Source organism: Clostridium sp. BJN0001, from assembly GCF_022869825.1.
Lineage (GTDB): Bacteria > Bacillota > Clostridia > Clostridiales > Clostridiaceae > Clostridium.
On sequence record NZ_CP094971.1, the window covers coordinates 1,261,767 to 1,284,923 of the forward strand.

Consider the following 23,157-nt stretch of genomic DNA (forward strand, 5'->3'; position numbering starts at 1 on the left):
TTTATTTTGGAGGAAAAATGAATAGAAAATTATCAAGAGAAAAAGCAATGGAAATTTTATTTACAATGGAACTTAATAAGGAGACCGTAGATGACGCTATAAATAATTATTTAGAAGATTATGATAGCACATCAAAAGGACTTGATCTTATATATATAAGAAGAGTACTAAGCGGAATAAATGAAAATCAACTTCAAATTGAGAAACAAATAAATGAGAAACTTAAAAACTGGACTTTGGATAGAATTGCAAAGATTAACCTCGTAATTTTAAAAATTGCCACATATGAAATTTTATTTGAAGAAGACATACCAAAGGCAGTTTCTATAAATGAAGCGGTAGAACTCACAAAAAAATATTCGGATTTAAAGAGTGTTTCTTTTGTAAACGGAGTTTTAGACAAAATAAATAAATAAGGAAAAGTGATAATTAAATGGGACAAATTATTGATGTTAAATCATTAGCTGATAGATTAAGAAATGATATAAAGGATTTTGCAAATGACAGAAAAAAGCAAGGATTAAAAGCACCTAAAATTGCTTCAGTTCTTACTTCAGATGATCCAGGTTCAATATATTACATAGAAAGCCAAAAAAAACTTGCACAAAAGCTTTCTGTCGATTTTTTAGATATAAGACTTGAGAAAGATGTTACAGAAGAGGGCCTTATCTCAAAAATCCATGAATTAAATTCAGATTATACAGTTTCAGGAATAATAATTCAGTTACCACTTAAAAAAGGATTTAATCAAAATAGAGTAGTAAATGAAATCGCAGTAGAAAAAGATATTGACTGCCTTACATTAACAAATCAAGGAAAACTTTATACAGGAGCAGAGGGTTTTATCCCATGTACTCCAAATTCTGTTTTAAATATTTTAAAGAGTCTTCCAATTGACATAACTTCTAAAAATGTAGTCGTAATAGGAAGAAGTAATATAGTAGGGAAACCAGTAGCACAGCTTATGCTTAATGAGAATGCGACTGTTACTATATGTCATTCAAGAACAAAAAATTTAAGAGAAAAAACAAGTGAAGCAGACATATTAATTTCAGCAATAGGAAAGCCTAAGTTTATAGATGATACATATATTAAAGAAAATGCTATTTTAATTGATGTAGGAACATCAAGATTTGAAGGAAAAATCACAGGAGATATTGATTTAGATAAGGTATTAGATAAATGCTTATATGTAACAAAAGTCCCAGGAGGTGTTGGTGCGCTTACAACAACATTACTAATTAATAATGCATGTGAGGCGCTTAAAAATAATGAAAATTAAGACATTTTCTGTTTCTGAAGTAAATAATTATATAAAAGGGTTAATGGATAATGATTTTATTTTACGAAATCTCTCTGTAAAAGGAGAGATTTCTAATTTAAAGTATCATTCAAGCGGGCATATATACTTTTCTCTTAAAGATGAAATGGGTAGAATAAACTGTATAATGTTTAGAAGTAGTGCATATAAGTTGAAATTTAAGCTTAAAGAAGGAATGTCATGTATAGTAAAATGCAGAGCTTCTTTATATCCAGCACAAGGAAGTATTCAGCTTTATGTAGAGGAAATAGAAAAGTCGGGTACTGGAGATATCTATGCAGAATTTGAGAAATTAAAAAATAAATTAAGTTCGCTTGGATATTTTGATGAAAGTTTAAAAAAACCAATTCCAGTATTTCCAAGAAGAATTGGTGTTGTAACATCAGAAACAGGTGCTGTTATAAATGATATAATAAATGTTACCAAAAGACGAAATAATCTTGTCGATATTGTATTATATCCAGCAAAAGTTCAAGGTATTGATGCCTATAAGGAAATAATTCATGGAATTGAGTTTTTTAATAAGAAAAATGATATAGATGTGCTTATAGTAGGACGAGGCGGAGGTTCTTTTGAAGATCTTAATAACTTTAATAATGAATCTCTTGCTATGGCAATTTTACATTCTAAAATACCGGTTATTTCAGCTGTAGGTCATGAAACTGATTTCACTATTTGCGATTTTGTTGCAGATAAAAGAGCTTCAACTCCATCTCAAGCTGCAGAGATAGCAGTTCCTTATATTGATGATATAAAATTAAATATAGATAATATAAAAAAGAGAATATTGGATATAATTACTAATAAAATAAGTAATTATAAAAATGAGCTTGATTCACTAAATCGTATGATTAATATATATTCCCCTGCAGTAAAAATTGCAAATATGTATATAAGTCTTGACGAATTAAATGAAAAGCTTAGTAATATTTCACTTCAGAAGATAAAAAATGAAAAGACAAATCTTGTACATTTGAGTAAACTTTTAAGTGCTAATAATCCAATTGATATTTTGGATAAAGGATATGCTATAATAGAAAATAATGACGGATATATAAAATCAATAGACAGTTTAAAAGATGAAACAATGATGAAAGTGACTTTAAAAGATGGAAAAGTTTCAGGAACGTTTATGCCTATAAAGTAGAGGAGTGTTTGTTTTGGCTACGAAAGAAAGTTATGAGCATAATTTAAATAAATTAAACGATATACTTGAAAATATTCAAAGTGATGATTTAAATCTCGAAGAGAGCATGAAATTGTATGAACAAGGAGTAAAACTTATAAATAAAATGTATAAGATTTTAGATTCGTATAATGGAAAGATTACATCGATTGTAGAAGGTCAGGAAAAGCGAGGTTTAAAAAAAGATGATAATTAATGAAATAAGAGATAATATAAATGACTACTTAAAAAATTATTTCAATTCTAGAGGCTCATATAATAGAATAGTTTACGATTCTGAAAGTTATAGTTTAAATGCTGGAGGAAAAAGAATACGACCACTTCTTTTATGTCTTTCATATATGCTTTATAAAAAAGATTATAAAGAAGTTACTGATATGGCAGCTGCAATTGAAATGATACATACTTATTCTCTTATTCATGATGATTTGCCATGTATGGATAATGATGATTTCAGACGTGGAATGCTTACAAATCATAAAAAGTTCGGATATAATATTGCTGTACTTGCAGGTGATTCTCTTTTAAATGAAGCAATGATTCTTATGATGAAGTATTCTCTTGAACATGGGGAAAATGCACTTAAAGCATCTAAAATCATTGCAGAAGCAGCAGGAAGTGAAGGAATGATTGGGGGACAGATTGTTGATATAATATCTGAAGGTCAAAAAATTTCTTTAGATGAACTTAAGTATATGCATAAAAAAAAGACTGGTGCTCTTATAAAAGCAGCTGTACTTTCAGGAGCTGTACTTGCAGGAGGCAAAGAAGATCATTTGAAGATATTAGATAAATTTGGTTCTAATATAGGTCTTGCATTTCAGATAAGAGACGATATCCTTGATGTAATTGGTGATAGTAAAAATTTAGGCAAAAAAACTCATGCTGATAAAGAGCATGATAAAACAAATTTCATAACAGAATTTGGGCTTGAGAAGTGTAAAAAGATGTGTGAGGATCTTACATCTGAAAGTATAAGTCTTTTAGATACTCTGCCACTTAATACAGATAATCTTAAAGAGCTTACTTTAATGCTTCTTAAAAGAGAGAAATAAGAGGAAAGGTATATGAAATTAATAGATAAGTTAAAATTTCCAGATGATATAAATTCTTTGGATTTTGCAAAATTAGATGAGCTTAGTCAAGAAATAAGAGAATTTCTAATTGAAAGTGTTTCAAAAACAGGTGGACATCTTTCATCAAATCTTGGAGTTTGCGATCTTACATTAAGCCTTTTTAAAGCTTTTGATTTTAATAAAGATAAAGTAATATTTGATGTAGGACATCAGAGCTATGTATATAAAATTCTTACAGGTAGAAAAGATGATTTTGTAAATTTAAGAAAGTATGGGGGCTTAAGTGGATTCCCTAAAACAAATGAAAGTAAGTTTGACTTCTTTAATACAGGACATAGTTCGACTTCAATTTCAGCTGGACTTGGTATGGCAAGAGCAAGAGATATAAAAGGTGAAAAATATAATATTATTTCTGTAATAGGAGATGGAGCCTTAACAGGAGGAATGTCATTTGAAGCTTTAAATGACTTAGGCTTTAGAAAAACTAAAATGATAGTTATTTTAAATGATAATGGAATGTCAATTGCAAAAAATGTTGGAGGATTATCTAAATATCTTAATTATTTAAGAATAAAACCTTCATATAGCAGATTAAAAAATAATATTCATGCATCACTTGAAACGACTGATTTTGGCAAAAATGTAGCAGATAGAATTTCAAAACTTAAAGATAGAGTAAAAAAGATAGTAATACCATCAATGCTTTTTGAAGATATGGGACTTAAATACATAGGACCTATCGATGGTCATAATATAAAAGAAATGACAGAAATATTTAAAAATGTGAAAGAAATTGATGAACCATGTATAATTCATGTAGTTACAAAAAAAGGAAGGGGATATCAGTTTGCTGAAGAGAGCCCTGGAAAATTTCATGGAATAAAACCATTTGATTTAGAGAGTGGAGAAGTAAAAAAGAGTTTAAACAGGACATTTTCGAAGGCTTTTGGAAAGTCTATTATAGATATTGCAAAGAAGAATAAAAAGGTTGTAGCAGTAACGGCAGCTATGCCAGATGGAACAGGACTTAAAGAATTTTCTCAGATTTTTAAGAATAGATTTTTTGATGTTGGAATTGCAGAGCAACATGCAGTTACGTTATCTGCAGGAATGGCTATTTCAGGACTTGTTCCTGTGGCAGCAATTTATTCGACTTTTTTGCAGAGAGCTTATGATCAGATTCTTCATGATGTATGTCTTCAAAATCTTCATGTAGTTTTTGCTATAGATAGAGCTGGGATAGTTGGAGAAGATGGTGAGACACATCAAGGAATAATGGATGTATCCTTCTTATATTCAATGCCTAATATGACAATAATAGAACCAAAGTGTACTGATGAAGTAAAAAATGCTTTAAACTATGCAGTAAATGAATTCAAAGGACCTATAGTAGTCAGATATCCAAAAGGTGGAGATTCAGTTTTAGATTTAAAGCCGATAAAAAAGTTTGATTATGGAAAATGGGAAGTTATAAATGAAGGAGAAGATGTATGTATTATAGCATCAGGAAGGATGCTTCAAAATGCATTAATTGCAAAAGATTCAATTGAAAATGAAAAAGTAAATCCAATGATAGTAAATGCTTCATTCATAAAACCTATTGATACTATGCTTTTAGATAAAATAGCTAAAAAGAATTTTAATATTCTTATTTTAGAGGATAATATGATATCTGGAGGACTTGGAACAAACATAGTTCAGTATATAAATAGTAATGGAAATAATAATAAAATAGTCCTTAGAGGATACAATGATTTTGTACCTCAGGGAAACGTAAATATTTTATATAAAATATATGGTCTTGATTGCGATAGTATAAAACAAGACATAATAAATCTTTACAAAAATAAGAGGAGAGTTTAAGTTGAATAAAAAAGAAAGATTAGATATACTTTTAGTATCTAAGGGTATAATTACCTCAAGAGAAAGAGCTAAAGCTTGCATAATGGAAGGAAAAGTCTATGTTGATGGAAATAAAGCCGATAAAGCAGGAGAAAAATATAATGTAGACTCCAATATAGAATATAGAGGAAATAAGCTTAAATATGTAAGCAGAGGCGGTCTTAAACTTGAAAAAGCAATGAAGTCTTTTGATATAGATTTAAATGATAAAATTTGTATGGATATAGGAGCATCAACAGGAGGCTTTACAGATTGTATGCTTCAAAATGGAGCAAAAAAAGTATATTCTGTTGATGTGGGCTATGGACAATTTGCATGGAAACTTAGAACTAATGAAAAAGTTGTTACAATGGAAAGAACAAATATACGATATGTAACAAGAGATGATATAGATGATCTTATAGATTTCGCATCAATAGATGTGTCATTTATATCATTAAAGAAGATAATGGAACCTGTCTTAAATCTACTTACAGATAAAGGATCTATAGCAGCTCTCATAAAGCCTCAGTTTGAAGCTGGAAGAGAAAAAGTTGGGAAAAAAGGTGTTGTACGAGAGAGATCAACACATAAAGAAGTTGTAGAAGATATTTGCAATTTTCTATTAGCTCATAATCTTACAATAATAGGAGTAGACTTTTCACCTATTAAAGGACCTGAAGGAAATATAGAATATTTAGTTTATTTTACTAAGGATAAACTGATGCAAAGCACTTTTACTATAGAGGATGCAGATAAAATTGTAGATTTATCACATGATACTTTAGCATAATTTACGGGGGAAGATATATGTTAAATATAGGGGTAGCTATAAATACTTCTAAAGACAAAGATAGTAGTATTTTAAATATGATAGTAAAAAAATTCAAAGAAAATTTTTCTATAGATAGTATTAAGATATTTGACTGTTTTGATATAGAGAATCAGAATCTTTCATCAGTTGATTTTCTTATTGTTCTTGGAGGAGATGGAACTCTTCTTGGAATTTCAAGAGGAATTTCAGGAAAATATGATGTACCGATTTTAGGAATAAATATTGGAAATCTTGGCTTTTTATCAAGCATAGATATATCAGAAATAGATGAAGCTATTTTAAAAATCAAACAGAAAAAGTATAAAATAACAGATAGAATGATGATAGAGTGCATTATAGAAGATTTTAAAAAATCAGAAACTTTTACAGCATTAAATGATGTCGTTATTGCAAGAGGAACATTATCTAGAATGCTTAAATTAAAAGTTTCAGTTGATAAAAAAGTTTATTCAATATTTAATGGAGATGGACTTATAGTTTCTACACCTACAGGATCAACAGGATATTCTTTTTCAGCAGGAGGTCCTTTTGTTTATCCTAATCTTGAGCTTTTAACGCTTACTCCAATATGTGCTCATTCAAAAGGAATGCAGCCTATAGTTTTAAATAAAGATAGCATAATTAATATTGAGGCGTTAAATCAGGAAGAAAAAATATATCTTACAGTTGATGGACAGAAAAATATAGAAATACATAAAAATACAATTGTCAAAGTAAAAAAGAGCGATAAGAGAGTAAAAATAATTCTCTTTGATGACTATGATTATTTTAAAGTTTTAAGAACAAAAATATTAAATAACTAACAAAATGGGATGGTGATAACATTTGAAATCAAAAAGACATACAAAAATTCTTGAAATTATAAATTCTACAGATATTGAAACACAAGAGGAGCTTGCAGCAAAACTTAAAGAAGAAGGTTTTAATGTAACTCAAGCTACAGTTTCAAGAGATATAAAAAATTTAAAGCTAATTAAAATACCATCATCGCAGGGAAAATCAAAGTATGTTGTAAGAACAGCAGAAAAACATGATATTTACCAAAAACTTGCGAGTATATTATCAACAACAGTTCTAAGCGTTGAAAGTGTAGACAAAATGGTCGTAATAAAGACAATATCTGGATCTGGAGCAATTACTGCAGAAGCTATTGATAATCTCCATGAAACAGATATAGCAGGAACAGTTGCAGGTGATAATACAATATTTATTTTATTAAGAACTTTAAGTGCAGCAGAAGATTTAGTAGCAAAAATCAGGAAAAAGATGTCTTAAAGAGAGGCGTGAAGTTATGTTATTACAGCTTAATATAAGAAATTTTGCACTTATTTCGAATCTTACTGTTAATTTTAATGAGGGATTTAATATCTTATCAGGAGAAACAGGAGCAGGAAAATCAATTCTAATTGATGCAATAGATTTTGTTCTTGGTGGAAAGTTTTCAAAAAATTTAATAAGAACAGGTGAAGATAAAACTTATGTTGAAGCGCTTTTTACAGTAGAAAATTCTAATATAAAAAATGCACTTTCTGATTTATCTATAGAATATGAGGATGATATGATTATAATATCAAGAGAAACTCATAAGTGTGGAAAAAATATTCTTAAAATAAATGGAAAGAGTGTTTTAACTGGCTCAATAAAAAAATTGAGATCTAAAATATTAGATATACATGGTCAGCATCAGAATCAGAATCTTATGTCAAAAAGTAATCATATATTATATCTTGATGATTTTTTAGAAAATGAAATTAAATCACCTTTAAGTAAATTTGTAGACTTAAAAAATAAAAAAAAGAATATAGAAGATAAAATTTATGAAATAACTAAAGATGAAGATAGAGAAAAGATATTAAGCTTTTTAAAATATCAGATTAATGATATAAAAAATGCGTCTTTAAAAGAAAATGAAGAAGAAGAATTAAATAAAAAATTTGATGTTTTATCAAATAGCGAAAAAATAAATGATGCATTAGTATCATCTTATCAAAACTTAAGCGGAAACTCTGAAAGCTCTATTTTAGAACTTTTATCAAAAGCTATAAGTAATCTTTCAGAAATAGAAGATAAGTTTGAGAGTGCTAAAGACGAGAGAGAGTCACTTGAAGGTGCATACTATGTTATTCAAGAATCAGCAAGAAATATAAGAGATTATGCTGAAAATGTAGTATATGATAAAGATGAAATAGAAAAAATAAATGAAAGAATATATGAAATAAGCGGATATAAGAAAAAGTATGGTCCAACTATTTCTGATATATTAAAATATTATGAAGAAATAAAAGAAAAATATGAGAAAATAGTAAATTCGGAACAAATTCTTCAAAAATTAAATTCAGAAAGAGATTCTATAATAGAAGATATGAGTGAAATATCTGAACTTATTCATAATATTAGATTTAAAAAAGCATCTGAACTTGAAGAAAAGATATTATCTGAATTAAAATATGTTGGACTTGATAAATGTAGAATGAAAATATCAGTAGAAAAGCAGACTGAATTTAATGAAAGAGGATATGATGATGTATCATTTCTAATTTCAACAAATCCTGGAGAACCTCTTATGAATCTTGAAAAAGTTTTATCAGGAGGAGAACTTTCAAGAATAATGCTTGCAATGAAATGTGTTTTTGCAGAAAAAGATAAAATACCTACTTTGATTTTTGATGAAATTGATACAGGTATAAGTGGCATTATTGCTCAAAGAGTTGGAGAAAAAATGTATGAATTATCTAAGACTCATCAGGTCTTATGCATAACGCATTTATCACAGATAGCTATTCTTTCTGATTATCATTACTTTGTTTCAAAAAGTGTCAAAGAAGGAAAGACATATACACAGATAAAAGTACTTAATAAAAATGAAAAAGAAAAAGAAATTTCTAAGATGTTAGCTGGAGACGATGTTACAGAAAACACAATAAATAGCGTACGTGAAATGATTGAAAAAACAGAAAAAAGAAAATATCAAATTTCACATAATATATATTATAATGGGAAAAATAAAGCCATACGTTAGTATGGTTTTTTTTATAAAATTTTTTAAAATATTTTAGGTAGTTAAGTAAAAAAATTATTTATAGTAATTTTTTTTACTTATTTTCAAATTATATTATAGGATAAAGGATTGTCTATGGGGCAAATTAAAATCAGGAGAGAAGGAGGAGATAATTATGAGAAAGAAAATTATGTTTATTTCATCAGTTTTTTTAACTCCAGTCCTGATAATAATTTTGTTTTTATCACAATATCTTAATATATATCCTTCCAAAAATTATATAAGATATTTAGAAGATAATAGAAGTTTATTTTCAAGTACTCAAAATGTAGAAAACTGCAAAAATAATCCTCTATATGTAAATGATCTTAAAACGGATAAAGATGAAATACAACAAAAAATTCCACTAAAAATTTATCCTGGAGGAAATCCTGTAGGTGTAAAGGTTGCGAGCAATGGAATAATAATTGTTGGTTATTCAAAAGTATGTATTGATGGTCAAAAAGAAGAAAGTCCAGCAAAAGAAAATGGTCTTTTAATAGGAGATGTAATACTTAAGGTAAATGGAATAGAAGTTGAAAATTCTCTTGATCTTGTAAAAGAATTAAAGGAAAATAAAAATGATATAGTAGAACTTAAGATTTTAAGAGATGGAAAAATTATAAAAAAAAATATTAAACTTTTAAAAGAAGAAAATGAATATAAAATAGGTTTGTGGATAAGGGATTCTACAGCTGGTGTTGGAACAATGACATTTTTAGATAAAGATATGAAACTTTATGGTGCTTTAGGTCATCCGATAACAGATTGTGATACAAATCAAAGATTTACGATTAAAAAAGGAGTTCTTCTTGATTCTTCGATAATTAGCGTAAGAAGAAGTGAAAAAGGATCTCCTGGAGAATTAAGAGGAGTATTTGTAGATGAGGAAACACCTAAAGGAAATATAGAAAAAAATACTTTAAGTGGAATATTTGGAAAGATTGAAGATGAAAATCAGTTTAAAAATGAAAATACATTAATGGATGTAGGTTATAAAGAAGATATAAAAGAAGGTAGTGCAGAAATTATTACAACTATTGATGAATATGGTCCTAAAAGATATACAATTGAAATAGAAAAAGTTTTAAATCAAACAGAACCGGGTTCAAAAAGCATGCTTATTAGAGTGACAGATAAAAGGCTACTTGATAAAACGGGCGGAATTGTTCAAGGAATGAGTGGAAGTCCTATAATACAGAATGAAAAAATAGTAGGCGCAGTAACTCATGTTTTAGTTAATAAACCAGAAATGGGATATGGAATATACATAGAATGGATGCTTAGGGAAGCAGGATTAATTTAACAAAATGAACAGTTATATGACTGTTCATTTTGTAATATATTGAAATAAATGATATAATAAATAGAAAAAGAAAATATTATGATTTTATCATATTATTAACTTATAAAAAAATACTTTACAAATTATAGAAAATAGTGTAATATTACAAATAGTGGAAGCTGTTTAACAAATATTTATAACATAACTTGAGATATATTTGATAAAATTATCATTTTTGGAAATTTACTCACATAATTTATACATACCCTAATAATATAAAAATTTGAGAAAGTAATTTTTAGGGAGTAAAAGAGTAGAATTTAATTTCTAAGGAAAAAGGAGAGGAAGAAATGGAAAATTCAAAAATTTCAGTTGTAATTGCAGATGATAATAAGGAATTCTGCAGTATTTTAAATGACTATTTGTTAAATCAGAGGGATATTATAGTAACAGGAATAGCACAAGATGGGTTGGAAGTGCTAGATTTAATACAAAAGAAAAAACCTGATTTAGTAATACTTGACATCATAATGCCGCACCTTGATGGACTTGGTGTACTTGAAAGACTTAACAAGATTAATCTTGAAAAAAGGCCAAAAATAATAATATTATCAGCAGTTGGACAAGATAAGATTACTCAAAGTGCAATAATGCTTGGAGCAGATTATTATACTGTCAAACCATTTGATATGGAAGTCTTTATAAAAAGAATAAGAGAAATGTTTAGAAATACTGCTTTTTCTACAAATTCTGTTATGCAAAAAAGTATGGATTCATCAAGAAGATATATAGAACAATCTTATCAGAAAGATGAACCTATGGATCTTGAAACAGAAATTACCAATATAATACATGAAGTTGGTGTCCCTGCTCACATTAAAGGATATATATATCTTAGAGAAGCTATCACAATGGTAGTAAATGATATGGATCTTTTATCAGCAGTTACTAAAGAATTATATCCATCAATAGCTAAGAAATATAATACAACAGCTTCAAGAGTTGAAAGAGCTATAAGACATGCTATAGAAGTTGCATGGGGTAGAGGTCAGATAGAAGCAATAAATAGACTATTTGGTTACACTGTTCATAACGATAAAGGCAAACCTACAAATAGTGAATTTATCGCAATTATAGCTGATAAATTAAGACTTAAAAATAAAGTGTCATAAACTTATTTTACTAGGTTAAGGGTATGTAAGTTTTATAAGATATATCCAATAATTATGATTTTATATCAATAAATATAATTTTTTCAATAAGACATTATTTAATCAATTTTAAAAAAATTGATTAAGGAGTGTCTTATTTTTATGTTAAAAATTAAAATAAAGATTTAATTTACTAAATTATAAAAAATTATAATAATATTGATAAGAATTGTATTATATGATATAATTTATAAATGTCAAAAATGATAATCTGACAGAAAAGATTTATCTGATCTGAAAGAGGATAACAATCAAACATTTTATAGAAAATATATTATTAGTTATTATATTAATGCATTTTATTATGAAATATGAAAGTCCTCTTTATATAAAGAGGGCTTTATTTTTATGAAAGGAAATATTTTATGATAAAGAAGTTACACTATTTTTTACGCAGATTCTATATATTCTTAATAATATTAATTTTGTGGAAATTAGTATCTGATTTAGGAATATGGAGCAGCTACATACTTTCTCCACCTGAAAAAGTTTTAAAAACACTTATAAGTATGATAGAAGATAATAGTCTTTTAAAAAATATTGCTATAAGTTTTAGACGAGTTTTTACAGGATTTTTTATAAGCGCTTCATTTGGAATACCTCTTGGAATTTTTTTTGGAGTTAATATAAAAGTTTATGAATATTTTAAAACTTTACTAAATTTTATTCGAAATATTCCACCTATTTCACTTATTCCAATGCTAATTTTATGGTGTGGTATTGGAGAAGAATCAAAAATTATAATTATAATTCTTGCATCTTTCTTCCCTATATTTTTAAATACGCTAAAAGGGATAAAAAATTGTGATAACAATCTTATAGAAGTTGGAAAATCATTTAAATTATCATATTTTACAATAATAAGAAGAATAATCATTCCTAGTGCAGTAGTTGATATTGTAGTTGGATTAAGGCTTTCACTTGGTTATAGTTTTAGAGCAATTGTTGGTGCTGAACTTATTGCAGCTTCATCAGGACTTGGATATCTGATTTCTGATGCAAAAGATATGTCAAGAACAGATGCTGTAATTGTAGGAATACTTGCAATTGGAGTTGTTGGAATAATATGTGATACTTTATTTTTAAAATTAATTAAGATGCTCTCAAAAGGAAGGCAGGATTGTTTTTATGAATAGGCCAGAATTTATTTTAAATAACGTTTCAAAAATTTATTCTGTAAATAATAAGTCTCATATTGTTTTTGAAAATTTAAATATTTCTATAAAAGCTGATGAAATAACAGTAATTATAGGTGAAAGTGGCTGTGGAAAGACAACTCTTTTAAGAATTATTGCAGGACTTGAAGATTTTAATTCAGGTAAAGTATCATATTTTCAAGATAAAGAAATAAAAAATATTAAAACAGGAATTGTGTTTCAAGAAAGCAGACTTATGCCATGGCTTAATGTTACAGAAAATATTCTTTTTTCAATAAATAATAAAAATATAAGAAAAAATACAGAAGTTTTAAAAAAATTAGACAAATACTTAAAAATAATGAAACTTGAAAATTTTAAAAAAGCATATCCAAATGAACTATCAGGAGGAATGGCACAAAGAGTAAGCATTGCAAGAGCTATGTTTTATGAACCAGATGTATTTCTTATGGACGAGCCTTTTTCTGCATTAGATTATTTTACAAAAAAAGATATGCAAAGTGAAGTAATAAAAATTTATGAGGAAACTAAAAAAGGTATAATTTTTGTAACACATGATATTGATGAAGCATTAAAAATTGCTAATAAAATAATTGTTTTTACACCAAATAAAACTATAGAGGAATTTGAAATTAATTATGGATTTGATAGAAATATTACAGATGAAAAATTTATAAAACTTAAAGATAAAATATTAAAAATACTAAAGGAGGAATAGAAAAATGAAATTAAAAATAATAAAAGGATTACTTATTGGAATTTCTATTGTGTCACTTATAGGGTGTTCAAGTACATCTAATACTAATTCAAAGACAACAGAAAGTATAGATTACCCAAAAGAAATAAATATAACTTATGTTAAGTCTCCACTTAATGTGCCATCAATAATTCAAAAGAAAGATAACCTTTTTGGCAAAGAATTTGGTAAAGATAATATAAATGTGAATTTTGAAAATATAACATCAGGACCTGAGCAGACAGCAGCACTTGCAGCAGGAGAAATTGATTTTCTTCATGCACTTGGCGGAACATCAGCACTTATTGCAGCATCTAAAGGTGTTGATTTAAAAATAATAAATACATATAGTAGATCACCTAAAGGATTTATGATATTAACAAAAGATCCATCAATAAAGACAGCAAAAGATTTAAAAGATAAAAAAGTTGCAGGACCTAAAGGAACAATTCTTCATCAAGTACTTATTGCAGCACTTTCAAAAGAAGGATGCACAGAAAATGATGTAAAATTTATGAATATGGGAATACCAGAAGCTTCTTCAGCCCTTGAAAGTGGAAGTGTTGATGCATCACTTTTAGCAGGACCAGCAGCTTTAAAGGAGATAAATAATGGAGCAACAGTAGTTGCAGATGGCGAAGGTCTTGTTGATGGAATAATAGTAACAGCGGTAAGCACAAAGTTTGCAGAAAAATATCCAGAACTTGTAGAACGATTTAAAAAAGTTGAAAATGAAACTTTAGATTATATAAATAATAACGAAGATGAATGTTTACAAAAAGTTTCTGATGAAGTTGGACTTACATTAGATGAGACTAAAGAAATGTATAAATGGTATGATTTCAATATAGATATAACAGAAAATGATATTAACTCACTTAATGATACACAAAAATTTCTTATAGATAATAAAATGCAAGATAGTAAGATAGATATTAATAAAATTATTTTAAATTCTTAAATTAGAATAAATCTAAAAAATAATAAAAGCTATATTACATATTATATAAGAATAAATAATAAATACTATATATGAAAGAACTGATTATAAAAAATATAATCAGTTCTTTCCTTTTTTAGAATAAACTTGATTAATAAAACATAGTATAAATTAGAGTAACGGAAGGAGGAATAGGAGATGAATATAGTTTTAGGTAAAGTAGGACAAGTATTTGGGCAGAAAAGAGCATACTTTTTACTTCTTATGATTATGTTTTGTCTTGGAATATCATGTGGAATTTATACGGTAGGGTTTATGCCTGAAAGTGATAGAAATGATCTAATTAATTATTTTAATTCCTTTATAGGTTCAATGCAGAGTCAAAATATAAGTTATGCTGAATTGTTATTTAATGTTATTAAAAAAAATTTGATTTTAATAGTACCTATTTTTATTTTTAGTTTATTCTATTTTGGTGCACCATTTATATTAATTATGAATCTTATTAAAGGATTTTTTCTTGGCTATACTTTTTCTTTTATAGTAAATTCATTTAAAGGAAAAGGACTGGTTCTTGCGTTTGCATCTATTCTTCCTCAAAATCTGATATATATACCATGTTTTATTGGAATAAGTATAATAGCGCTTGCTTTATCAGTTAATAAATTTAAAATAAAAATTTTAAAGGTAAGGAATTCACATGATTTTTTTATTGAAAATTCAGGGTTTCGTATGATCATATTTTTATGCATACTGATATTCGGGATTGTTGTAGAAACGTATTTTTCACCTCAGTTAATAAAATTTGTAGTTTTAAAATTCTATTCATAAGATAAAAATTTAGTAAGTTAAAGAGAATATATGAAATATATTTAGAAACTTTATAAGTAATGGTATGGGAGAGAATAATGGTCGATTATGTAAATGATTATAAAAATAATTTAACTGAAACTGGAAAGAGTGAAAATACAATATATGCATATGTTACAGATGTAAATATGTATCTAAAATATTTAAAGAAAAAGGGATTAAATTTATTTGATAAGGATAATGCAATTGTACTTAAATATATAAACAATCTACTAGGAAATGGAAAATCAGAGCGATCAATAAACAGGATAATAATAAGTTTAAGAAGCTTCTATAATTTTCTTAAGGATAATAAGGTAATAAATGATATTCCTAAAATTGAGCATAAGTCATCAAAAGAAGAAAGAAAACTACCAGAAGTTTTAACTGTAGAAGAAGTTGATAGAATTATAAGAATAGTTGAAAAAGATTGTCCTAAAGGGGTACGTGATAATGCACTTTTAGAACTAATGTACGCTACAGGAATGAAAGTTTCTGAACTTATAGCTCTTAAAGTTGAAGATGTAAATCTTGATCTTAATTATGTAAGATGTGTTGATAACAGAAATATTGAAAGAATAATTCCTATAGGAAGAAGTGCAAGAAAAGCACTTATTGATTATCTTGCTATAAGATATAAAATTGCTGAATTTGGCGTTCATAATTTATTTGTAAATTTAAATGGGTATAAGCTTACAAGACAAGGAATATGGAGAATAGTAAAAGAGTATTCTAAAAAAGCTCATATAAATAAGGATGTTAATCTAAATACATTCAGACATTCATTTGCTGTGCATCTTCTTCAAAATGGTGCAAATGTAAGGGCTGTTCAAAAGCTACTCGGGAATCAAGTTCTTACTTATATGGATACCTATTATGAGATTATAAATAATGATAAAATTAACTATATTTATATGCATACACATCCCAGAGCTTGATATATAACTAAGTTGTAAAATTGAAAAAGAAATTAACTTTATATTTGCCACCGCTTTTTATAGCTGGTGGCAAATTATTTTTTTTAAAATAATATTTTTTTAATATATAGTCTGACATTTTTATTATTAATAAGACAAATATATAGTAATATTCTTATTGTTTATGGAAATACTATTATGGAAGGAGGAGTAAAAATGAAAATAAAAAAAGTTTTTATACGAATTTTGTCTTTTATATTGGTAACAAGTTCTTTATTTATGTTAATTCCCCAGGGAGTAAGCGCTGAAAAGACAGAAAGTAAAGACGAAAAAGGGACAGATATAGAGGCAAAGTCAGCTCTTTTAATTGAGCCTGTTACTGGAAAAATATTATATGAGAAAAACATAAATGAAAAATTTGCACCTGCATCAGTTACTAAAGTTATGACAATGCTTCTTACTATGGAAGCTGTTGATAGCGGAAAGATAAGCCTTACTGATAAAGTTACATGCAGTGAAAATGCAAAGAAGATGGGCGGAAGTACAATGCTTCTTGAAACTGGTGAAATAAGAACAGTTGAAGAACTTTTAAAAGGTGTTGCAATAGCCTCTGGAAATGATGCTGCAGTAGCACTTGCAGAGTATCTTGCTGGAAATGAAAGTGATTTTGTTGATCTTATGAATAAAAGGGCTCAAGAACTAAAAATGACAAATACAACATTTAAAAACTGCAATGGTCTTCCTTGTGAAGGGCATCTTTCAACTGCAAATGATATAGCAATAATGTCAAAAGAGCTTCTAAAACATACTAAAGTTCTTAAATATACAGGAACATATATGGAGACAATATCAGAAGGAAGAAAATCTCCAATAGAACTTGTAAATCATAATAAGTTAGTCAGATTTTTTGATGGATGTGATGGATTAAAAACAGGATTTACAAATGAAGCAAAATATTGTATATCAGCAACAGCTGTTAGAAATGGTGTGAGAATGCTTACTGTAATTATGGGAGCACCTACATATAAAATAAGAAATAGAGATGCATCTATACTTTTAAATTTTGGATTTTCAAAATTTGAAGGTAAAAAAATATTCTCAAAAGATGAAGAAGTTCAGACTGTTTATTTAAATAGACAGACTGATAGATTCTTTATTGCAAAGTGTAAAGATGATTTAATTGCAATTATTCCTAAGGGTAGTGGAAAAAATATTGAGAAAAAAGTTGTACTAAAAGAAGAAAAAGACCAGTACGAATCTGGAGAAATAGTAGGAACTGTCGAAGCATACTTAGGGGATCAGAAAGTAGGAGAAGTTGAAATCTATGCTGATAGAACTGTAGAGAAAGGTGGAATATTAGATTATATTAAATATAATATAAAAAATATTTTCAAAAAAGGAGTTTAATTTCTTGTATCAAATAATATAAATTGTTATCATATATAATAGATGGATATAGACTGTCTGGTTAATTTATTTAATCAGACAGTTATTTGATAGAAGAGGTATGATTATAATGGAATTGCCTAAAATTAAAATAGAAAATTTTGAAGGACCGTTTGATTTATTGTTGCATCTTATAAAAAAAAATAAAATGAGTATTTATAATATAAAAATCTATGAAATAACAAATCAATATCTTGATTATTTAAATCAGATGAAAGAAATGAATCTTGATATTACATCTGAATTTATAGTAATAGCTGCAACACTTATCGAAATAAAATCTAAGTATCTTCTTCCCAAAATAAAAAAAGAAGATGACGACGAGGATGAGGAGGATGTAGAGAAAGCATTACTTGAAAAGCTCGCACTATATAAAAAAATAAAGAATATATCTGTTTTCTTTAAAAATAGATATTCATCTTGTGGTGATATTTATACTAAAAAGCCTGAAATAATAGAACCTTCAAAAAAGACTGAAGATAATTCAGATATTTTAAAAGGACTTAATTTTTTAGATTTATATAATATTTATAATAATCTTTTAGAGATTTATATTAATAGACAAAATAAGAATAGTATAATTTCTAAAAAAATATATATGGACAAGTATAAGATTGGAGACGAAATTAATTACATAAAAGAAAAGATATCTACAGGGAAAATATATGATTTTAGACAATTAATAGATAAGAGTGAATGTAAAATGGAGACTATAGTTATATTTTTAGCATTTCTTCAACTTATAAAGGATAAAATGATTAAAGTTTATCAGCGGGAGAGTTTTGGAGACATATTAATAGAAAGGAGAAACATTAATGAGTAAAAAAGGTATTCAAATATCTATAATTGAAAAGAATAAAAAAAGTAAAATAAAATCTGAAATAGAATCTATATTATTTGTAAGCGGTGAACCTTTAGGACTTAATGAATTAGCTAGATATTTAGAAGAAAAGTCAGATACTGTAGAAGAAATAATTCATGAAATGGAAGATGATTATAATGATACAAGCCGTGGCATAAAAATAATATTTATTAAAGGTAAAATACAGCTTGTAACCAAGCCTCAGAATTCAAGTTTAATAGAAAAATTGCTTAAAAAGAATAAAAGACAATCTTTATCTCAAGCATCAATAGAAAGTCTTGCAATTATTGCATATAAGCAGCCAATTACACGAATTGATATAGATGAGATAAGAGGAGTAAAATCTGAGAGTGCTATATCAAAACTTATTGAAAAAGATCTTATAAAAGAAGTAGGTAGGCTTGATGTTCCAGGAAGACCGATACTTTATGGAACAACTGAAGAATTTTTAAGACAGTTTGAACTTAAAAACTTAAAAGATCTTCCACTTTTAGATTCATATGATAGTGAGAATGAAAAAGATTCAGAACTAAATAATTAGTGCTGAATCTTTTTTTTAAAATGTATCTGTTGTAAATGTATTGTTTTCTGTATTATTGTTTTCCTCATTCTTATCAGTGTTTTTCTTTAAATCACATATGAAATTTTTTACTGTATCAAGAATTTGAGGAATTGAATCTATTATTTTATCTGCAGAAGAGTTATCATCAAGTTTTAAAAGACGTATAGTATTATTTTTAATAACTAAAAATGCTACAGGTTTTACACTTACACCTGCGCCTGAACCTCCTCCAAAAGGAAATGATGAATTAGAAATAGGCTGTGCATCTGCAGAAAATTCACTTCCGCCTGATACGAATCCAAAACTCATTTTTGAGATAGGAATTATTGTTGAACCATCTTTTGTTTCAACACTATCACCTACAACTGTATCTGCATCTACCATTTTGTATAAGTTTTCCATAGTGTTTTTCATTAAATTTTCTACTGGTTGTTCATGTTCATTTGACATTTTTATCCCTTACGGGTTCACCTCTCTTAATCTTATTTTAATTCTAAAAGTAATAAGAATTATAATAATAATTTGTGCTAAAGATATAAGTAATATACCTTTTATTTTGCATGAAAAATATAAATTATCATTATATACAGGATCTATCTTGCAAGAATTATATTTTATTTTATAAATTAGAGACATAAAATAATTTATATAACTAAAAATAATATTAAATATACTATAAAAAACGGCTGTTCTTGCTGCATCTATTAAACAATATTTAAATCTAAAATCTATAAAAACTTTTGGTTTATAATGGAAATTATTTAATTTATTAATTATATTATGAAGTTTTTTTATAGTTATTTTATTTTTTAATTTATTCAAATGTTTTATATGATAATATTGTGTCAAATTATCAAGTTTTATTGAAAAAACTTTAAATATGCTAAAATCTAATGAATTATTTACTATATTAAGCTGAAATCTTATTGGAAGAGGAATAAATAATATAAAAATTATTATAATAAAAATTATTAAAATCATAAAAAAATCTCCTCTAAAATAACCACTTATCTAAGTATTTCCTTTAAATGAAAAAAGTATACATAATAAAAGTGAAAAAAAATGTTTAAAAAGTTTGTAATAAGAGAAACTAGATATAATAGTAAATTTAGAAGGTGATAATAATGAGAAAAATAATAAAATCAATTTCTCTAATTATAATAGGTATTTTAATATTTGAATTAAATTCAACTACTGTTTTTGCAAAAGCAAGTGGCAAAACATTTAGAGTTAATGCAAGATGTGCTATAGCTATGGATAAAGATACACATAAAATTCTTTATCAGCAGAATGCACATGAAATTGTACCAATGGCAAGTACAACTAAAATTCTTACATCGCTTATTGCAATTGAGCAGGGCGATCCTAATAAAAAGGTTACTATAAGTAAAAACGCTTCATCAGTAAGAGGTTCTAAAGTAGGGTACAAGGCAGGAGAAGAAATATCTCTTAAAGAACTTATATTTGGCCTTATGTTTAGATCTGGGAATGATGCTGCTGTTGCTATAGCAGAATCTCTTGGAGGATCTGTAGAAAATTTTGCAGAGATAATGAATCACTATGCAAGGGGAATAGGAATTCTTGATTCGCATTTTGAAACCCCTCATGGACTTGATAAAAACGAGCACTATTCGACTGCGTATGATCTTGCAATACTCACATCAAAAGGAATGGATAATAAATTTTTTAGAGAAGTTGTTGGCTCAAAAGAAATAAAAAAAGAAAAATATAATTTTACAAGGGATTATTCAAATATAAACAAAATTTTATGGAAGATTCCTGGTGCAAATGGGGTAAAAACAGGTTACACAGGAGGGGCAGGAAAATGTCTTGTATCAAGTGTAAATAAGGATGGTAAAGATATTATAATAGTAGTTTTAAACTGTCCTGATAGATGGAATGTTACAGAAAAAATATATAAACATGTTTTAGAAGTATCTGCTTTTGAAAGTCTTAATATTAAAGAATTAATTTAAAAGGAAATTAAAGATTAATGTAGAATAAAAATATATGCTACTATTATCTCTTTTAGTAGCATATATAAATAAAAACATAAGAAGCGAGGTATGATATGAAATTTGAAGCAGTATACCATAGAACATCGGATAATTTATGTTATCCTTTAAATAATAATGAATTAATTGTAAATATAAAGACAGGGTATGATGTAGAGAAGATTTTTATTTATTATGGAGATCCATTTGATACAGGAATATTAGGCTCAAATCAAAAGTGGACAGGAACTAAGGAAGAAGTTATATATAAAAAAAGATTAAAAGACCAGATATGGTGGACAACCACATTAAAACCAGAGTTTAAAAGATGTAGATATTTCTTTGAATTAATATCTGCAGGAGAAAAGTGGTATTATTTTGAAAACGGTTTTTTAAGTGAAAAGCAGATAAATCTTTCTGGAAAACTTCTTCAATGTTTCACATTTCCATGGATGAATTCCGCAGATGTAAATGTAACGCCAAAATGGGTAAATAATACAACATGGTATCAGATTTTCCCAGAAAGATTCTGTAATGGAGATAAAAGTAATGATCCAGAATGGGTAACACCATGGGGAAAAGAGCCAGTTTTAAATAAAAATTTTTATGGTGGAGACCTTAAAGGAATTATAAATAAATTAGATTATCTTGACGATTTAGGAATTACAGGACTTTATCTTACTCCTATATTTGAATCTCCTTCATCACATAAATATGATACTACAGATTATATGAAGATAGATCCATGTTTTGGAGATGAAAATGTATTTGGGCAGCTTGTTGAAAAAGCTCATAGAAAAGGTATAAAGATAATGCTTGACGGTGTATTTAATCACTGTGGAGAGAATTTTAAACCATGGCTTGATGTTTTAGAAAATGGACCAGAATCTATTTATTTTAACTGGTTTATGATAAATAAGTGGCCATTTGAAAAACAATCAAGCGATACAAGAGATGGAAAGTATTATTCATTTGCATTTTCTTCAAATATGCCAAAACTTAATACTAATAATGATGAGGTTATAAAATATATACTTGGTGTATGTAAATATTGGGTAGAGAATTTCAAAATTGATGGATTAAGATTAGATGTTGCAAATGAAATCTCACATAAATTATGTAAGAAATTAAGAGAAGAAATGAAATCAATAAATCCTGACTTCTATATACTAGGAGAAATATGGCACGATTCAATTCCATGGCTTAGAGGAGATGAATTTGATGCAGTAATGAATTATCCTCTAACAAGTAGTATAACAGATTTTTGGATAGATAAAACGTTAGAGAAAGATGATTTTGAGTATACAATTAACAGGTGTTATACAATGTATATGCAGCAGAATAATGATGTTTTATTTAATCTTCTTGATTCACATGATACAGAAAGAGCAATAACAAGACTTAATGGAAATATAGATGCGTTTATTCAGCAGCTTGCGATTCTTTATACAATGCCAGGAAGTCCTTGTATATTTTATGGAACAGAAATAGGCCTTGAAGGTTCCTTTGATCCTGAGTGTAGAAGATGTATGCCATGGAAAGACATAGAAAGTGGAAAATATGATGACAGGATAAAACTTGTAAAGAAACTTATCCATTTAAGAAGAGAAGAGCCTTTATGTAGAAGTAGAAATTTCCATTTTCCTAATATAGTTGAAAATAAACGAGTTCTTGAATATATAAAATTAGATGAATATAAAAATAAATTAGAAGTATTTATTAACTGCTCTGATGAAGATGTAAAAATAAATGAATGTTCTAATGTAGTATTTAGTCACTTATTTGAAAATAGTATTCTTAAAAAAGGTGGAGTATTAATTCAAAAACTTTAAAAATAATATAAGTCTGGTTTTTATATTTTT

The 23,157-nt window shown here is 27.2% G+C and carries 24 protein-coding genes; 22 read left to right on the forward strand and 2 right to left on the reverse strand.

What is annotated here, in order from left to right:
- Positions 1-17 precede the first annotated feature (17 nt).
- The 20 genes from nusB (at position 18) to scpB (ending at position 19,280) form a co-directional block, all read left to right on the forward strand.
- Complete coding sequence (gene nusB, locus MTX53_RS06055; protein ID WP_244835358.1) at positions 18-416, forward strand: transcription antitermination factor NusB; 399 nt, start codon at positions 18-20, stop codon at positions 414-416.
- A gap of 17 nt (positions 417-433) precedes the next feature.
- Positions 434-1,282 carry a tetrahydrofolate dehydrogenase/cyclohydrolase catalytic domain-containing protein gene (locus tag MTX53_RS06060; RefSeq protein ID WP_244835359.1) on the forward strand — a complete coding sequence of 283 codons (849 nt, stop codon included), beginning with the start codon at positions 434-436 and terminating at the stop codon, positions 1,280-1,282.
- A complete protein-coding gene (gene xseA, locus MTX53_RS06065; RefSeq protein ID WP_244835360.1) occupies positions 1,272-2,468 on the forward strand; it encodes an exodeoxyribonuclease VII large subunit in 1,197 nt (398 codons plus the stop codon). The genes MTX53_RS06060 and xseA overlap by 11 nt, the downstream gene beginning before the upstream one ends.
- Positions 2,469-2,481: 13 nt before the next feature.
- On the forward strand, positions 2,482-2,703 hold the full coding sequence (xseB, locus tag MTX53_RS06070) for an exodeoxyribonuclease VII small subunit (RefSeq protein WP_244835361.1): 222 nt from the start codon (positions 2,482-2,484) through the stop codon (positions 2,701-2,703).
- The gene (locus tag MTX53_RS06075) at positions 2,693-3,562 is read left to right on the forward strand and encodes a polyprenyl synthetase family protein (RefSeq protein WP_244835362.1); all 870 of its coding nucleotides are present in this window, start codon (positions 2,693-2,695) and stop codon (positions 3,560-3,562) included. Before xseB ends, MTX53_RS06075 begins: the two co-directional genes overlap by 11 nt.
- Before the next feature lie 12 nt (positions 3,563-3,574).
- Positions 3,575-5,446: a 1-deoxy-D-xylulose-5-phosphate synthase gene (gene dxs, locus MTX53_RS06080; protein ID WP_244835363.1), complete on the forward strand. Its 1,872-nt coding sequence runs from the start codon at positions 3,575-3,577 to the stop codon at positions 5,444-5,446.
- Position 5,447: 1 nt separating this feature from the next.
- Positions 5,448-6,257, forward strand: coding sequence for a TlyA family RNA methyltransferase (locus tag MTX53_RS06085; protein ID WP_244835364.1), 810 nt, complete (start codon positions 5,448-5,450; stop codon positions 6,255-6,257).
- Between the two features lie 17 nt (positions 6,258-6,274).
- Positions 6,275-7,102, forward strand: coding sequence for an NAD(+)/NADH kinase (locus tag MTX53_RS06090; RefSeq protein ID WP_244835365.1), 828 nt, complete (start codon positions 6,275-6,277; stop codon positions 7,100-7,102).
- Between the two features lie 22 nt (positions 7,103-7,124).
- Positions 7,125-7,574 carry an arginine repressor gene (locus MTX53_RS06095; protein WP_244835366.1) on the forward strand — a complete coding sequence of 150 codons (450 nt, stop codon included), beginning with the start codon at positions 7,125-7,127 and terminating at the stop codon, positions 7,572-7,574.
- Between the two features lie 16 nt (positions 7,575-7,590).
- Positions 7,591-9,318 (forward strand): DNA repair protein RecN, encoded by a 1,728-nt coding sequence (gene recN, locus MTX53_RS06100; protein WP_244835367.1) that lies wholly within the window; start codon positions 7,591-7,593, stop codon positions 9,316-9,318.
- A 154-nt stretch (positions 9,319-9,472) separates the two neighbouring features.
- A complete protein-coding gene (spoIVB, locus tag MTX53_RS06105) occupies positions 9,473-10,642 on the forward strand; it encodes a SpoIVB peptidase (RefSeq protein ID WP_244835368.1) in 1,170 nt (389 codons plus the stop codon).
- 329 nt (positions 10,643-10,971) lie between these two features.
- Positions 10,972-11,793: a sporulation transcription factor Spo0A gene (gene spo0A, locus MTX53_RS06110; RefSeq protein WP_244835369.1), complete on the forward strand. Its 822-nt coding sequence runs from the start codon at positions 10,972-10,974 to the stop codon at positions 11,791-11,793.
- Positions 11,794-12,197: 404 nt separating this feature from the next.
- Positions 12,198-12,968 carry an ABC transporter permease gene (locus MTX53_RS06115; protein WP_244835370.1) on the forward strand — a complete coding sequence of 257 codons (771 nt, stop codon included), beginning with the start codon at positions 12,198-12,200 and terminating at the stop codon, positions 12,966-12,968.
- Positions 12,961-13,707, forward strand: coding sequence for an ATP-binding cassette domain-containing protein (locus MTX53_RS06120; protein ID WP_244835371.1), 747 nt, complete (start codon positions 12,961-12,963; stop codon positions 13,705-13,707). Before MTX53_RS06115 ends, MTX53_RS06120 begins: the two co-directional genes overlap by 8 nt.
- Before the next feature lie 4 nt (positions 13,708-13,711).
- On the forward strand, positions 13,712-14,686 hold the full coding sequence (locus tag MTX53_RS06125; RefSeq protein WP_244835372.1) for an NrtA/SsuA/CpmA family ABC transporter substrate-binding protein: 975 nt from the start codon (positions 13,712-13,714) through the stop codon (positions 14,684-14,686).
- 177 nt (positions 14,687-14,863) lie between these two features.
- Positions 14,864-15,496 carry a stage II sporulation protein M gene (gene spoIIM / locus MTX53_RS06130; protein WP_244835373.1) on the forward strand — a complete coding sequence of 211 codons (633 nt, stop codon included), beginning with the start codon at positions 14,864-14,866 and terminating at the stop codon, positions 15,494-15,496.
- Between the two features lie 77 nt (positions 15,497-15,573).
- The gene (locus MTX53_RS06135; RefSeq protein WP_244835374.1) at positions 15,574-16,452 is read left to right on the forward strand and encodes a tyrosine-type recombinase/integrase; all 879 of its coding nucleotides are present in this window, start codon (positions 15,574-15,576) and stop codon (positions 16,450-16,452) included.
- Positions 16,453-16,647: 195 nt separating this feature from the next.
- Positions 16,648-17,838, forward strand: coding sequence for a D-alanyl-D-alanine carboxypeptidase family protein (locus tag MTX53_RS06140; protein WP_244835375.1), 1,191 nt, complete (start codon positions 16,648-16,650; stop codon positions 17,836-17,838).
- Between the two features lie 109 nt (positions 17,839-17,947).
- On the forward strand, positions 17,948-18,700 hold the full coding sequence (locus MTX53_RS06145) for a segregation/condensation protein A (RefSeq protein WP_244835376.1): 753 nt from the start codon (positions 17,948-17,950) through the stop codon (positions 18,698-18,700).
- Positions 18,693-19,280, forward strand: coding sequence for an SMC-Scp complex subunit ScpB (gene scpB / locus MTX53_RS06150; protein WP_244835377.1), 588 nt, complete (start codon positions 18,693-18,695; stop codon positions 19,278-19,280). The genes MTX53_RS06145 and scpB overlap by 8 nt, the downstream gene beginning before the upstream one ends.
- Positions 19,281-19,295: 15 nt before the next feature.
- On the opposite strand, the gene ytfJ is transcribed toward scpB, so the two are convergent.
- A complete protein-coding gene (ytfJ, locus tag MTX53_RS06155) occupies positions 19,296-19,751 on the reverse strand; it encodes a GerW family sporulation protein (protein ID WP_244835378.1) in 456 nt (151 codons plus the stop codon).
- A 9-nt stretch (positions 19,752-19,760) separates the two neighbouring features.
- A complete protein-coding gene (locus tag MTX53_RS06160; protein ID WP_244835379.1) occupies positions 19,761-20,282 on the reverse strand; it encodes a DUF2953 domain-containing protein in 522 nt (173 codons plus the stop codon).
- Between the two features lie 143 nt (positions 20,283-20,425).
- Here MTX53_RS06160 and MTX53_RS06165 point away from each other — a divergent pair, with 143 nt between their 5' ends.
- Positions 20,426-21,277, forward strand: coding sequence for a D-alanyl-D-alanine carboxypeptidase family protein (locus MTX53_RS06165; protein ID WP_244835380.1), 852 nt, complete (start codon positions 20,426-20,428; stop codon positions 21,275-21,277).
- Between the two features lie 95 nt (positions 21,278-21,372).
- A complete protein-coding gene (locus tag MTX53_RS06170) occupies positions 21,373-23,127 on the forward strand; it encodes a glycoside hydrolase family 13 protein (RefSeq protein ID WP_244835381.1) in 1,755 nt (584 codons plus the stop codon).
- The last annotated feature ends 30 nt before the right edge of the window (positions 23,128-23,157 follow it).

Bases quoted from the DNA above. Each gene is read 5' to 3' on its own strand.
- nusB (WP_244835358.1), top strand. From the start codon at position 18: ATGAATAGAAAATTATCAAGAGAAAAAGCAATGGAAATTTTATTTACA.
- MTX53_RS06060 (WP_244835359.1), top strand. From the start codon at position 434: ATGGGACAAATTATTGATGTTAAATCATTAGCTGATAGATTAAGAAAT.
- xseA (WP_244835360.1), top strand. From the start codon at position 1,272: ATGAAAATTAAGACATTTTCTGTTTCTGAAGTAAATAATTATATAAAA.
- MTX53_RS06075 (WP_244835362.1), top strand. From the start codon at position 2,693: ATGATAATTAATGAAATAAGAGATAATATAAATGACTACTTAAAAAAT.
- dxs (WP_244835363.1), top strand. From the start codon at position 3,575: ATGAAATTAATAGATAAGTTAAAATTTCCAGATGATATAAATTCTTTG.
- MTX53_RS06090 (WP_244835365.1), top strand. From the start codon at position 6,275: ATGTTAAATATAGGGGTAGCTATAAATACTTCTAAAGACAAAGATAGT.
- recN (WP_244835367.1), top strand. From the start codon at position 7,591: ATGTTATTACAGCTTAATATAAGAAATTTTGCACTTATTTCGAATCTT.
- spoIVB (WP_244835368.1), top strand. From the start codon at position 9,473: ATGAGAAAGAAAATTATGTTTATTTCATCAGTTTTTTTAACTCCAGTC.
- spo0A (WP_244835369.1), top strand. From the start codon at position 10,972: ATGGAAAATTCAAAAATTTCAGTTGTAATTGCAGATGATAATAAGGAA.
- MTX53_RS06115 (WP_244835370.1), top strand. From the start codon at position 12,198: ATGATAAAGAAGTTACACTATTTTTTACGCAGATTCTATATATTCTTA.
- MTX53_RS06120 (WP_244835371.1), top strand. From the start codon at position 12,961: ATGAATAGGCCAGAATTTATTTTAAATAACGTTTCAAAAATTTATTCT.
- MTX53_RS06125 (WP_244835372.1), top strand. From the start codon at position 13,712: ATGAAATTAAAAATAATAAAAGGATTACTTATTGGAATTTCTATTGTG.
- spoIIM (WP_244835373.1), top strand. From the start codon at position 14,864: ATGAATATAGTTTTAGGTAAAGTAGGACAAGTATTTGGGCAGAAAAGA.
- MTX53_RS06135 (WP_244835374.1), top strand. From the start codon at position 15,574: ATGGTCGATTATGTAAATGATTATAAAAATAATTTAACTGAAACTGGA.
- MTX53_RS06140 (WP_244835375.1), top strand. From the start codon at position 16,648: ATGAAAATAAAAAAAGTTTTTATACGAATTTTGTCTTTTATATTGGTA.
- MTX53_RS06145 (WP_244835376.1), top strand. From the start codon at position 17,948: ATGGAATTGCCTAAAATTAAAATAGAAAATTTTGAAGGACCGTTTGAT.
- scpB (WP_244835377.1), top strand. From the start codon at position 18,693: ATGAGTAAAAAAGGTATTCAAATATCTATAATTGAAAAGAATAAAAAA.
- ytfJ (WP_244835378.1), bottom strand. From the start codon at position 19,751: ATGTCAAATGAACATGAACAACCAGTAGAAAATTTAATGAAAAACACT.
- MTX53_RS06160 (WP_244835379.1), bottom strand. From the start codon at position 20,282: ATGATTTTAATAATTTTTATTATAATAATTTTTATATTATTTATTCCT.
- MTX53_RS06165 (WP_244835380.1), top strand. From the start codon at position 20,426: ATGAGAAAAATAATAAAATCAATTTCTCTAATTATAATAGGTATTTTA.
- MTX53_RS06170 (WP_244835381.1), top strand. From the start codon at position 21,373: ATGAAATTTGAAGCAGTATACCATAGAACATCGGATAATTTATGTTAT.